The organism is Actinoplanes sp. NPDC051388, assembly GCF_055586225.1.
Genome location: NZ_JBVJIP010000018.1, coordinates 37,702 through 50,575, shown reverse-complemented (window position 1 = coordinate 50,575; position 12,874 = coordinate 37,702). Strand labels below are relative to the sequence as shown.

At 68.3% G+C, this 12,874-nt stretch carries 6 protein-coding genes and 1 pseudogene; 3 read left to right on the top strand and 4 right to left on the bottom strand.

The features are described 5' to 3' along the window. Positions 1-65: 65 nt before the first annotated feature. The 3 genes from ACZ6TI_RS36385 to ACZ6TI_RS36375 form a co-directional block, all read right to left on the bottom strand. Positions 66-1,415, bottom strand: coding sequence for a ricin-type beta-trefoil lectin domain protein (locus tag ACZ6TI_RS36385; protein WP_465349774.1), 1,350 nt, complete (start codon positions 1,413-1,415; stop codon positions 66-68). A 29-nt stretch (positions 1,416-1,444) separates the two neighbouring features. Beyond that, positions 1,445-2,911 (bottom strand): arabinofuranosidase catalytic domain-containing protein, encoded by a 1,467-nt coding sequence (locus ACZ6TI_RS36380; protein WP_465349773.1) that lies wholly within the window; start codon positions 2,909-2,911, stop codon positions 1,445-1,447. A gap of 64 nt (positions 2,912-2,975) precedes the next feature. Beyond that, entirely contained in the window at positions 2,976-6,524 is a 3,549-nt protein-coding gene (locus ACZ6TI_RS36375; protein ID WP_465349772.1) for a ThuA domain-containing protein, read from the bottom strand. Positions 6,525-7,286: 762 nt separating this feature from the next. Between ACZ6TI_RS36375 and ACZ6TI_RS36370 the strand changes: the two genes are divergently transcribed. Beyond that, complete coding sequence (locus ACZ6TI_RS36370; RefSeq protein WP_465349771.1) at positions 7,287-9,677, top strand: RICIN domain-containing protein; 2,391 nt, start codon at positions 7,287-7,289, stop codon at positions 9,675-9,677. Here ACZ6TI_RS36370 and ACZ6TI_RS36365 read toward each other — a convergent pair. After that, a pseudogene (locus tag ACZ6TI_RS36365) lies at positions 9,577-10,383 on the bottom strand (type I glyceraldehyde-3-phosphate dehydrogenase); the annotation flags it as partial. The gene ACZ6TI_RS36370 and the pseudogene ACZ6TI_RS36365 sit on opposite strands and share 101 nt — an antisense overlap. Positions 10,384-11,078: 695 nt before the next feature. Here ACZ6TI_RS36365 and ACZ6TI_RS36360 point away from each other — a divergent pair. Both ACZ6TI_RS36360 and ACZ6TI_RS36355 read left to right on the top strand, forming a co-directional pair. Then, entirely contained in the window at positions 11,079-12,701 is a 1,623-nt protein-coding gene (locus ACZ6TI_RS36360) for a glycoside hydrolase family 27 protein (protein WP_465349770.1), read from the top strand. After that, the gene (locus ACZ6TI_RS36355) at positions 12,698-12,838 is read left to right on the top strand and encodes a hypothetical protein (protein ID WP_465349769.1); all 141 of its coding nucleotides are present in this window, start codon (positions 12,698-12,700) and stop codon (positions 12,836-12,838) included. The genes ACZ6TI_RS36360 and ACZ6TI_RS36355 overlap by 4 nt, the downstream gene beginning before the upstream one ends. The last annotated feature ends 36 nt before the right edge of the window (positions 12,839-12,874 follow it).

Sequence of the window (12,874 nt, the reverse complement as noted above, 5' to 3'; positions counted from 1 at the left end):
GCGCGACTGCGCCCTGGCCCGCGGCGGTCAGCCGCGGGCCGTACGGTGTCGGGCCGGGCGTTCCGCTAGGCGCGGGCCCAGCGCTGGTTGATACCGCCGTGGCAGGTCCAGACAATGGCCGCGGTGCCGTTGGTGGTGCCGGCGCCGTTCACGTCCAGACACAGCCCGGTCTGGGTGTTGGTGATCGTGCCGCTGGCGGTGAGGCTCCACTGCTGGTTGGACCCGCCGTGGCAGTCCCAGATCTGCACACGGGCGCCGGCGCCGGCGTTGGCGGGCACGTCGAGGCACCTACCCATCACCTGCAGTGTGGCGCCGTTCTGGGTGAACTGCTGGTTCGTTCCGGTATGACAGTCCCAGATCTGTACCGGGGTCCCGTTGGCCGACGACGCTCCGCTGACGTCCAGGCAGCGGCCGGACGCCTCGCTGCGCAACCGGTTGCCGGTCGGGCCGGGATCCGGGCCGCCTCCCTGGAACTGCGAGAAGAACCTCCACACCTCGCCCTTGGTCCAGGTGGTGATGCCGCTCTCGCAGGCGCATCCGTCGACCGGCCCGGGCATGTGGCCGCCGTCGAATGCGGCCCATTGGACCGGGTATCCGGCCCGGCACCCGGAGTAGACGGTGGTGATGTGCGTCCGGCTGCCGGCGGCCGGCTCGGGCGGGCTCTGGGCGGTGCAGCCGTTGTTGCGGACGAACGTGTCGCGCAGCGAACGCCCGGCGGAGATGTTGAGGATGTTGTCGGAGATGCCGTGGATCCCGAAGTACGCGATGGGCTGGGTGCCGCCGTTGCATCCGCTGATCTGTGCGCCGGAGAAGACCGCGACGGCACGGAACACGGTGGCCCGGGCGCACGCGATCGCGTAGCTCATGCCGCCGCCGTAGCTGAATCCGAGCGCGAAGCGCTGTGTGGTGTCGACGCAGAGGGCGTTGTCGATGAGCCGGTTCATGTCGTCGACGAACGTGATGTCCTCACCGCCGGAGTTCGCCCAGCCGTTGCCGAGGCCCTGCGGGGCGACGAGGATCGCGCTGTTGTTCGACTGTTCCTGCATCCCGTAGTAGGACCAGGGGGTACCGCTGGTTCCGCCGGAGGCGACGTCGTTCATGGTGCCGCCCCGCCAGTGGAACGCGAAGATCAGGCGGTACGGGTTGCTGTTGTTGTAGTTGGCGGGCACCCGAAGGATGAAGCTGCGCGACTTGCCGCCGCTCTGGATCGTGTGGGTGCCGCTGGCCAGTCCGGGGGCCTGGCCGCACCCGGCCGTCGCCGCGAGCGGGACAACTGAAACAGCTGGTTTGTCGCCGAGAGAGGCGACGTCGGCGGCCGCGGGGCCGACGCCGACGAATCCGACGACGGCCAGCACGGTCGTTGCCGCGACGGCGAAGGCCGTGTACCACCGATGGCGGTTGTTACGGTTTCTCATGTGCGTTCTCCAATCTCTGGCCTGACAACTCAGCGGTAGTCGGCGGCGACGACGTTGGCCTGCACCGCGTTCTCGGTCGCGTCGGACGGGTAACCGGCGACCATGGCTCCCTCGTAGAAGGTGCCGGCACTGAGGTTTGCGCCTCCGCCCGGCTTGCAGCAGTCGCCTCCGCTGCCGAGGATGATGGCGCCCTGCTTGCGCATGGGGCTGTATCCCGACGGGAGCGCGCCGTCCCACAACGTGTACAGGTTTGCGGCCTGGGCGTTGCTGCCCTTGAGCGCGAAGCGCGTCGTGCCGTTGTTCTTCAGCATCGCGGTGACGAATTTGCTGGTGAACGCGCGCTGATTGGGGTTCCACGACTGGCTGCCGCCGGGGTAGAGACCCCACTCCAGGTCGGCCTGCACCCACGGACCGCTGCCGGAGCAGCCGCCGAACCAGCACTGGGTGCTGAAGTTGATGGCGTCCATGGCGCCGGCGGCGTCGGCCGAGCGCGTCGTTTCGCTGTTGCCGTAGTCGAAGCAGCAGCCGCTGTTGACGTGTGTACCGCTGGTCACCATGTACATGCCTTCGGGCGCGCTTCCGGTCGGCACGCCGGTCAGGTGGCCGTCGCGCCAGTAGCTGTTACCGGGGTTGATGTACAGCGAGTACGCCTTGGCGCCCCCGACCGTCAGCGACTCGGAGGTCGCCGACGCCGGCCGGCTCTGGGCGGAGCCGGGGACCACGCTGGATCCCTGGTACCACAGGTCGTTCCCGCGTCCGGACTGGTCGTAGACCACGGTGACGACGCACGCGGTGCCGGCGCAGAACGAGTCCTGGGCCGCCGCGTCGGCGATGCCGCCCGCGGTCAGCACGCCGATGTTGCGGGTGGTGTTGTCCGACGAGCGCCGGACCTGGTAGAGGTTGCCGCCGTAGGCGCCGTAGAGGGCCCGCACGGTGCTGTGGGCGGCGATGCAGGGGGTGCCGCCCGAGGCGTAGATGTCGCACGGCGCGGTACCGGAGGGTGGCTGGACCGTCGGTGAGTCCCACTGCTGGTTGCTCTGTCCGTGACAGGCCCAGAGAATGGTCCTGGTGCCGTTCGCCGTTCCGGCGCCGTTGGCGTCGAGGCACAGCCCCGACTGCACTCCGGTGATCGTGCCGTTGGCGTTGACGTTCCACTGCTGGTTCGGCTGGCCGTTGCAGTCCCAGACGATGACCGCGGTGCCGTTGGTGGTTCCCTGCCCGTTGGCGTCGAGGCATTTGGTGCCGTAGACCATGAGCTGTCGGGTCGAGGTGTAGGTCCACGTCTGGCCGGCCGCGCCGTCGCAGTCCCGTAGCTGTGCCTGGGTGCCATTGGCGGAGCCGGGCATGTCGAGGCAGCGGCCTGACTGGACGCCGGTGATGGTGGCGCTCTGCCCGGGTTGGATCGGCGCGGCCACCGCGGTGCCGGAGACGACGGTGAGCAGCAGGGCGGCGCCCAGCACGGTCAGCCGCCTGTGCGGGAGGTATGGAGGGGCCATGGCGGGTCCTTACGCGTCGTGGGAGGGCGCCCGGCGAGGCCGCGCCGGGCACCCGGTGGTGGGGCTAGGCGATGCTGAACCGCCACTGCTGGTTCGCGCCGCTGTGGCAGCCCCACTGCAGCAGTCGCGCGCCGTCGGTCGTCGCGCCGCCGTTGACGTCGATACAGTGTCCACTGAGGACACTCTTCACGGTGTAGACGCCCGACGTGGCGGTCGGTACGACCTGGAACCTTTGCTGGTTGCCGTTGGAGCACGTGAGCTGCTGCAGGAAGGCGCCCTGCGCGGTCGACCCGTTGATGAGGTCGAGGCACTTGCCGCTGTGGATGGCTCTCAGGTAAACGGCACCGCTTCCGGCGTCGACGGCCTGCCATTTCTGGTTGTTGCCGCCGGTGGCCGCCCACTGGACGGCCTGCGCGCCGTCGGCGGTGGAGGCGCCGCTGACGTCCATGAGCTTGCCGCTGTGCATCGCCGCTACGGTCCAGGTCCGCCCGGCGACGCCTCCGTCGGTGTCCGGTTGACCGACCCCGTTGCCGCCGAAGGTGAACGAGTCGAGGTCGAACCAGTTGTTCGAGGTGCCCTTGAACACCATGTACAACGTGTGGCTTCCGGAGAGGGCGGCGGTGGTAGCCGCGGGCGTCGACTGGTAGGTGTCCCAGCCGCCGGTGGCGGGCACCGGGGTGGTGGCCAGCAGCGTCCCGGTCGGTGAGTCGGCGCGCAGCTCGATCGTCCCCCCACCACCCGGCGACGACAGCCGGTAGCTGACGGAGGTGATGCCCGACAGGCTCATCGGGGCGAAAGACACCCAATCGTTGTTGGAGATGTCACCGATTCGGTTGCCGCTCTCCGCGGCGGACTGTTCGACGATCCGTACCCCGGACTGGTTGGTGTGGTACTCGGCCTGCTTGTGCTTGGGTTGCAGGATCACCTTGGCGTAGCCGGTGAGCGGAGCCGCTCCGCCGGCCCCGCCGCTGTCGGTGTACCGGGCGTTGAGTACGTAGTACAGGTTGGCGCCGTCGGGGTGACCGCCGAGGAGGTCGGTGGGGATGGTGCCCGAGCACCCGGGGTAGTCCGTGGTCTCGTGTTCGTGCTCCGCGTGGCCGAGGGCCGGGTTGACGAAGACCCTGGTGCAGTCGACGGTTCCGCCGTCCGGGTCGGTGACCGTGACGGTGTAGGACACCCGGTCGCCGAAGGCGAGCATGCCTCCGTTGGGCGGCACGGTGATGGTGACGACCGGTGCGCTGTTGCCGACGGTGATCGGAACGTTGACGAAGGCCGTCTTGCCGGTGTTGTCGGTGACCCGCAGTTGTGCGGTGTAGTTGCCGTTGGTGGTGTAGGTGTGTGCCGGGTTGGCCGCCGTGGAGGTCGCGCCGTCCCCGAAGGTCCACAGGTAACTGAGGGTCTCACCGGGGTCCGGGTCGGTGGTGCCCGCGCTGCTGAACTGCACCGTCAGTGGGGCCGTGCCGCTGGTCGGCGTGCCGGTGGCCTTGGCGATCGGTGATCGTCCACCCTGGATGTAGTCGATGCGATAGAGCCCGGAGTCGTTGTTGCCGCCGCCGAAGTTGGAGCCCCATTCGAGGAGGTACAGGGAACCGTCGGGGCCGAACTCCATGTCCATGGGCTTGTTGAAGTTGCCGGCCGGCAGGAACGGGTTGGTCCGCGTGACGGCTGTCGCGGAGTCGAAGTGGACCTCCTTGATGTACTTGCGCTCCCACTCGTAGAAGAAGTGGACGCCGTCGTAGTACGGCGGGAACTTCGTCTGCGAGGGGTTGGTCGCGTTGTAGCGGTAGACCGGTCCGCCCATCGGCGCCGAACCGCCGGTGCCGAGCTCCGGGAACGTCGGTGAGGCACCGTAGCCGTACCACATGTTCGGTGCGACGACCGGCTTGAGGCTCGTCAGGCCCGTGTTGTTGGGGGAGTTGTTGACCGGTGCGCCGCAGTTGAACTTGGCGCCCACGGCGCCGGTGTCGGGGTTGTAGGGCGCGTACGGCTGGTTGTCGCCGTGGCAGAACGGCCAGCCGTAGTTGCCGGCGGCCTTGATGACGTTGAGTTCGACGAGTCCCTCGGGGCCGCGGTTGGTCGTTGGACCGCCCCGGTCGGGGCCGTAGTCGGCGAGGTACACCCAGCCGGTGGCCGGGTCGATCGAGAAGCGGAACGGGTTCCGGAAGCCCATGGCGTACACCTCGGGCTTGGTCTGCGCGGTCCCCTGCGGATACAGGTTCCCGGTCGGGACGGTGTAGCCGCCGCCGGCCGACGGCCGGATGCGCAGCAGCTTGCCGCGCAGGTCGTTGGTGTTGCCCGCGGTGCGCGCGGCGTCGAGGTTCGCCTTGCCGGGCCGCCAGTCCAACGGGGCGTAGCCCTGCCAGTTGGGGTCGAGGTTGGGCGGGGTGTCGTCGCCCGTGCCGATGTAGAGGTTGCCGTCCGGGCCGAACTCGATGTAGCCGCCGGTGTGTCCGGGCTCGGGGAATGTGCGGTCGCGGTACGCCGGGATGTCGATGACGGTCACCTGGCTGGACATGGTCAGGGTGTCGCCGGTGAGCGTGAAGCGGGAGACCCGGTTGATGTCGGTGGTGCTGTTCGCCGGTGAGTGGTACAGGTAGACGTAGCCGTTGCTGGCGAAGTCGGGGTCGAGCGCCAGGCCGGTGAGGCCGTCCTCGCCGCCGGTGTAGACACTGAGCGTTCCCGCGGTCACCGTGGAGTTCGTGGCCGGTTTGAAGATCTTCACCTGCCCGCCGCGCTGGACGTAAAGCACGCGTCCGTCCGGCGCGACCGCGAGGGCCATCGGATCGGCGGTGTTGTCGTCGAGGGTGCGTTTCTCGAAGTTGCTCCACACGGTGCCGCCGCAGTCGCCGGACGCGTTGCCCGCGGCCCACCGGACGCCACCGAGGACGTGGTTGCGGAAGTTCGTCTCGCTGTAGGACGCGATCGCGTGACCCATGGCGGTGGCCCAGACGCGTCCGCCGGCGGCGTTGCGGCACCAGGAGATCGGGTGGTCGGGTCCCATCGCACGAGGGCCTGGGTTGTAGGTGCGTTCGTCGGCGGTGACCAGCACGTGCACGTCGCCGCGCGGGTTGCGGTCGAAGTTGTACCACTCCTCGCTACGGTTCCAGCGGGCCGGCAGGCCGGCCGTCGACGGGTGCCTGGTGTCGGCCACGATCGCGGTGCCGGGCAGCACGCCGGGGGAGTGCTCCGGCATGTGCGCTCCGGCATTGATGGTCTGGTCCCACCACGGGTACTCGCCCTCGATCCCCATGTCGGTGGCGTTGTGGACCGCGACGATGCCCTTGCCGCTGGCCAGGAAGCCCTCCACGGCCTGCCGTTGTGCCGCCGTCGTCCACACCATGCCGGAGGTCTGGAACATGATGAGCACGTCGAAGGTGGCGAGGTTGGCGGGTGTGAAGACGCTGGAGTCCTCGGTGTGCACGAGTTCGAAGTTGTTGGCCGCCGCCTGGTCCTGGAACATGCTGACGCCGGCCGGGATCGAGTCGTGGCGGAAGCCGGTCGTCTTGGTGAACAGCAGGGCGCGGAAGGCCGGTGCGGCCGATGCCGGGGCGACGAATGCGAGCGACAGCAGCAGGCCGACGATCGCAGCGATGATCAGAGTCTTGCGACGCATGCCGTCTCCTAGTTCGGCGGGTACGGTGCCGCGACCACCGGCACGAGTCGGTGCGCCCGCACCTGGGCGCGGGGAACCGTGCGTGTGCCGTCAGATCGTCATGCCGTCCGCCGTGACGGGCAGTCAGGTCTCTCCGGAAAGTGCCGAAGCGTCACATCAGATGCGACTCGTCCGTGGTCTGCGTGGCAAGCATCAGACACGAATCGAAGGAAGTCAATGCGACTCTCGTGGGAGGGATCCCATAACACTTAACCCATAACGATTTGAGAATTGCCGGCGCTCGCGGAGGTGCTCTCCGCGCCGTACCGAGCGATTCGACCCGTGTGACGACTCGATCGCCGAAGGTGCAACGTAGGAGCCCTTCCGTGTCCAGTCAGCTCCCGTCGCCGCTGCTCGCCGTCGATCTGGCGTCCTCACGCGCGGTCGCAGGACGCCCTTGCCAGGACGGACTCTCGTTCCTGCGTGCGGCCATGCATTAAATCGACGCCGGTCACTTGACGGAGAGAACGTTAACATTCTAAAGTTTGCGCACGTTTTCGTAATACGTCACATGAATCTGATCTCCTCTCCACCGGTCGCGGCCGTCTCGCGACCGGGCGGTCACGTCCGACCGCGGGTTACGGGCGCCGCGTACGCGCTGCGCGTCCGGACCGGATCCCGGGTCCGACGGCCGGATGGCTCGCCGACCATCCGGCCGTCAGTACCGGGGAATTCGTTGCCGCGTCCCGTGATCACCCGCCCCCACCCTGGTAGGAGGATTCCGTGTTCGTATCGTTCTCCGCGGTACGAAGGCGGCTGCTGGCCGCGACCACCGCCACCGCCACCGCCACCGCCACCGTTCTGACCCTCGCCGCCCCCGCGTCCGCGGCGGTCACCACCGTGTACGTAGCGCCGTCGGGCACGGGCACCGCCTGCTCGAGCGCGCTGCCCTGTTCGCTGACGCAGGCGCAGTCCGCCGTCCGGTCGTTGAACGACGCGATGTCCGACGACATCGTCGTCGAACTGGCCGACGGCGTGTACCGGTTGTCGGCACCGATTCAGTTGACCGCCGACGACTCCGGATCCAACGGCCGCACGGTGATCTGGCGTGCCGCGGCGTCGGCCCGTCCGGTGATCAGCGGTTCCCGGGCGGTCACCGGATGGTCGGTGGCCGACCAGGGTCGCAACATCTGGCGCGCCGGCGTCACTCCCGGACTGGACTCCCGGCAGCTCTACGTCGACGGGGCCATCGCCACCCGGGCCCGCACGCAGGTGAACCGCGCCGACTTCACCGCCTCCAGCACCGGGATGCGGTTCACCAACAGCGCCCTGGCGTACCTGAACACCCTGGCCAACCAGAACCGGGTCGAGCTGGAGGCCGTCAACTCCTTCACCGACCGGTACTCGCCGGTGCAGAGCATCAGCGGGAACCTCATCACGATGCAGCAGCCGGCGTGGAACAACAACAACTTCGGCTACGACACCTTCACCAGCCCGCACCGGGCCGGTCCGATGTACCTGACCAACGCCTACGAGTTTCTCGACTCACCCGGCGAGTGGTACCTCAACCCCGGAACCGGGGTGCTGTTCTACATTCCGCGGTCCGGGCAGAACATGTCGACGGCCAACGTGGAGCTGCCGGCGCTGCAGTCCCTGGTCTCAATCGGGGGCACGTACAGCGCGCCGGCACACCACATCACGTTCAGCGGCATCACGTTCAGCGGCACGAGCTGGCTGGGCCCGAGCAGCAACCAGGGCTTCGTCGACCAGCAGACCGGCGCCTACATGGCCGGCAACTGGAACTGGCCGAGCTTCACGTCGTGCCACAACGGCTGCCCGCAGTTCGAGGCGACCCGGCCGAACTGGTCCCAGATGCCCGCGGCGGTGCAGGTATCGGCCGCCAACACCGTCACCATCAACGATTCGCGGTTCGTCAACCTCGGCCAGACGGCCATCGGCATCGGCAACGACGCCAACGCCCACGCGAGCGGCGTGGGCCTCGGCGCCAGCGGCATCACCGTGACCCGCTCGGAGATCGCGCAGAACTCCGCCGGCGGCATCGTGGTCGGCGGTGTGCGCGCCGACGCGCACCATCCGAGCGACCAGCGGATGGTCAACCGCGACATCACGATCAGCGACAACCGCATCCATGACCTGGGGCTGGAGTACCGGGGCATCGTCTCGGTGCTGGCGACCTACGTCACGAACGCCACCATCTCGCACAACGAGGTCTACAACCTGCCCTACACCGGCATGTCGATCGGGTACGGCTGGGGCTCCAACGACGCCGGCGGCAGCAACCACTACGCCGACCGTGGCCTGTACAACTATCAGCCGCGGTACACCACGGCGACCACAGCGTCGAACAACCGGCTCGTCGGCAACTACGTGCACGACGTCATGCAGCAGATGAACGACGGTGGATGCATCTACACGCTGTCGGCCAACCCGAACGCGGTGATCAGCGACAACTACTGCCTCCGGACCAACGGCTACTTCGGCATCTATTTCGACGAGGGCTCGCGCTACTACACCGCGACCCGCAACGTCTTCTCCGCCACCGGCACCTGGGCCACCGCCAACTACTTCTTCGCCGAGAACATGGGCAACTTCACCGTCACCGGCAACTGGACGACGAACGGGAGCACGAACGTCACCAACGGCGACCGCGGCAACGTGGTCTCCAACAACGTCACCGTCACCAACGGCGCCTGGCCGGCGGGCGCGCAGGCGGTGATGGCGGCGGCCGGGCCGCAGGGTGGCAGCACGCAGCCGGGTAGCCAGGTCGTGGGGGTGGCGTCCGGGCGCTGCCTCGACGTTCCGAACTCGACCACCACCAACGGCACGCAGACCCAGCTGTGGGACTGCTCCGGAGGCGCCAACCAGAACTGGACCTACACCTCCGTCCGGCAGCTCATGGTGTACGGCACCAAGTGCCTGGACGCGAACGGTCAGGGCACCGCCAACGGCACCGCCGCGATCATCTGGGACTGCAACGGCCAGCCGAACCAGCAGTGGAACGTCAACGCCAGCGGCACGATCACGGGCGTGCAGTCGGGGCTGTGCCTGGACGTCAGCGGTGCGGGCACCGCCAACGGCACGAGGATCCACCTGTGGGCCTGCCACGGCGGGTCGAACCAGCAGTGGACCCGTCGCACCAGCCGAGCACCTTGACCTGATTGCCGACGGCCGCGGTCAGCGGCGCGTCGAAGATCGACGAGTAAGGGTTGCCGACGATGTCCGCGGAGACCAGCGGCGCCTCGGAAAACTTCAGGTAGTGCCGCACCCGCTGAGAGCCGGCCGCCTCGCGGAACGCCGCGTTGACGTCCTCGACGCCGGCACCCTCCCGGAGGACCACGGTGAGGTCGGTGATCGACCCTGCCGGGACGGGAACGCGCAACGCGGCGCCGGTGAGACGCCCGTCGAGCTCGGGGATGACCTTGCCGATCGCCTTCGCCGCGCCTGACGACGTCGGGATGGTCCACACGGCTGCCGCGCGGGCCCGGCGCAGGTCGGAGTGCGGCGCGTCGTGGAGACGCTGGTCGCCCGTGTAGGCATGGACCGTGGTCATCAGTCCTGACTCGATGCCGAACGAGTCGTTGAGCACCTTCGCCAAGGGCGCCAGCGAGTTGGTGGTGCAGGAGCCGTTGGAGAAGACGTCATGGCGGTCCGGGTCGAGCCGGTCGTCGTTCACCCCGAGAACGAACGTGGGGACGTCTCCCTTGGCCGGCGCCGAGATGAAGACCTTCCTCGCGCCACCCTTGAGGTGGGGCGCCGCGGCGACGCCGTCGGTGAAGTGGCCGGTGGACTCGATGACGACGTCGGCACCGACATCACCCCAGGGGATGGTGGCCGGGTCGGACTGCGCGAAGACCCTTATGCGGATGCGCGCGCCGCCGGGGCAAGCAGCAGCGGGTCCTCGCGGACCTGTGGGTCCTGGGTCATCCGGCCGACCTTGACTCCCCCTTTCTCGCGGAGCTCGACCCGGGCCCGGGCCGCTGCTGTGTGCGGCTGCTCCCGGCAACACGGAGACGTGGCACCTGACGACTCCGATGCCGCGGCGGCCAACGCAATCAGCCGAGCAGCGCCGGCAAGGCGTGGAGCATCGCCTTTTGGGTCGACAAGTCCGACGGTGGCGCGGGATTTGGTCGTCAAGCTCATTCGAGCCTCCCGCACGTTCCGAAAAAGAAAGTGGGCGTTTCCGCCTTCGTTACTGAAAATCTGTTACGGATCGTCGTCAGCCCGGGCCGGGGCGAGTCAGGTTCGCTGGTCAGGACGATATGGCGCACACCAGGACGAGCAGTGCGGGGCAGTCGGCGCCAACTCGGGAGAAATCACTGCTTGTGTATTCCCGAAATCCTCTGGCAACATTGGTGACTCTCGATGGGAGCGCTCCCATAGGGAGGGAACCGTCATGCGCCTCTCCGCCGCGGGGTTGGCCCGCTCACCGACAGCAACCACCCGCTGACCGAAGGATCACAGAGTTCGGCTTCCAGGGCGCCGGCGCCCCGCCCACTGCGGCATCGGCCTGCCAGGCCCGCTGACGAACCTTCCGATAGGGGCTAAGAGGTAACCATGAAACGCTGGAAAGCCGTCATCGCGGCCGGGGTGCTGCTGTTCTCAGGCGTCACCGCAGTCCTCGGCGCCCCCGCCGCGCATGCCCTCGACAACGGGGTCGCCCGCACCCCGCCGATGGGCTGGAACAGCTGGAACACCTTCGGCTGCAACATCAACGAGACCCTGATCCGGCAGATGGCCGATGCGATGGTCAGCAGCGGCATGCGGGATCTGGGCTACCAGTACGTGGTCGTGGACGACTGCTGGTTCAACCCGAACCGCGACTCGGCCGGAAACCTGCAAGGCGATCCCGGCCGGTTCCCGAGCGGGATGAAGGCACTGGGCGACTACCTGCACAGCAAGGCCCTGAAGTTCGGCATCTACCAGGGCCCACTGGACAAGACCTGCGCCCAGTACTTCGGCAGCTATCCCGGCGCGACCGGAAGCCTGAACCACGAGGCCCAGGACGCCCGGCAGTTCGCCGCCTGGGGCGTGGACTACCTGAAGTACGACTGGTGCTCCCCGACCGGCACCATCGACGACCAGGTGCGGACCTTCGCCAAGATGCGTGACGCGCTCGCGGCGACCGGTCGGCCGATCGTCTACAGCATCAACTCCAACAGCATCCACGCCAAGACCGGACCGCAGCGCGACTGGGGTGACGTCGCGAACCTGTGGCGCACCACCGAGGACATCACCAACGCCTGGGACACCGGGCAGAGCAACGGATACCCGATGGGCATCCAGAACATCGTCAACGTCACCGTCCCCCTCGCCGGATACGCCGCCCCGGGCGGCTTCAACGACCCAGACATGATGGAGGTCGGCCGCGGCGGCATGACCGACACCGAGATGCGCAGCCACTTCGCGCTGTGGGCCGTGCTTGCCTCGCCCCTGATCGCCGGCAACGACCTCCGCTCGATGAGTTCCGCCACCCAGACCATCCTGAAGAACCAGGATCTGATCACGATCAATCAGGACGCCCTCGGGCTGCAGGCGACACAGATCTCGAACGACGGCACCCGGCGTGTGCTGGCCAAGAGCCTGGCCAACGGCGACGTCGCGGTAGCCCTGTTCAACCAGGGCAGCGCCACCACCACCGTTTCCACCACCGCGGCCGCGGCGGGCAAGAGCGGCAACTCGTTCACCCTGCGCGAGGCGTGGAGCGGCGTCACCACCAGCAGCACCGGCACGATCTCCGCCAATGTGCCCGGGCACGGCACCGTCGTCTACCGGGTGAGCGGCGGCACCACCACCCCGCCGCCAAGCGGGACCCCGTTGATCAGCGCCGCGTCCGGACGCTGCCTGGACGTGCCGAACGGCGCCACGGCAAACGGCACCCAGCCGGTCATCTGGGACTGCAACGGCGGCGCCAACCAGCGATGGACCGTGACCGGCCAGAGCATCCAGGCACTCGGCAAGTGCCTCGACGCCCCGCTCAACGCCACCGCCGGCGCGAAGGTTCAGCTCTGGGACTGCAACGGGGGCAGCAACCAGCAATGGACTATCAACGCCGACGGCACCGTCCGGGGCGCCCCATCCGGGCTATGTCTGGACGTCGACCGCAACCTGACCGCCAACGGCACCGCCGTGCTGCTGTGGACCTGCACCGCCGCCATCAACCAGCGGTGGTCTCGATGAAGCTCTGGATCGCCGCAGGCCTCGCCCTCGTCCTCGGCGCGGCGGTGCTCGATCTCACCTGGATCGAGGAGCCGGTCCGGCGCTGGGACGCCGACGGTCTGGCCGCCGCCGAGACGCCACAGGCGGCGCGGGGGTGACATGTGACTCCGGTTGCCGGTGCCGACGAGCTGAGC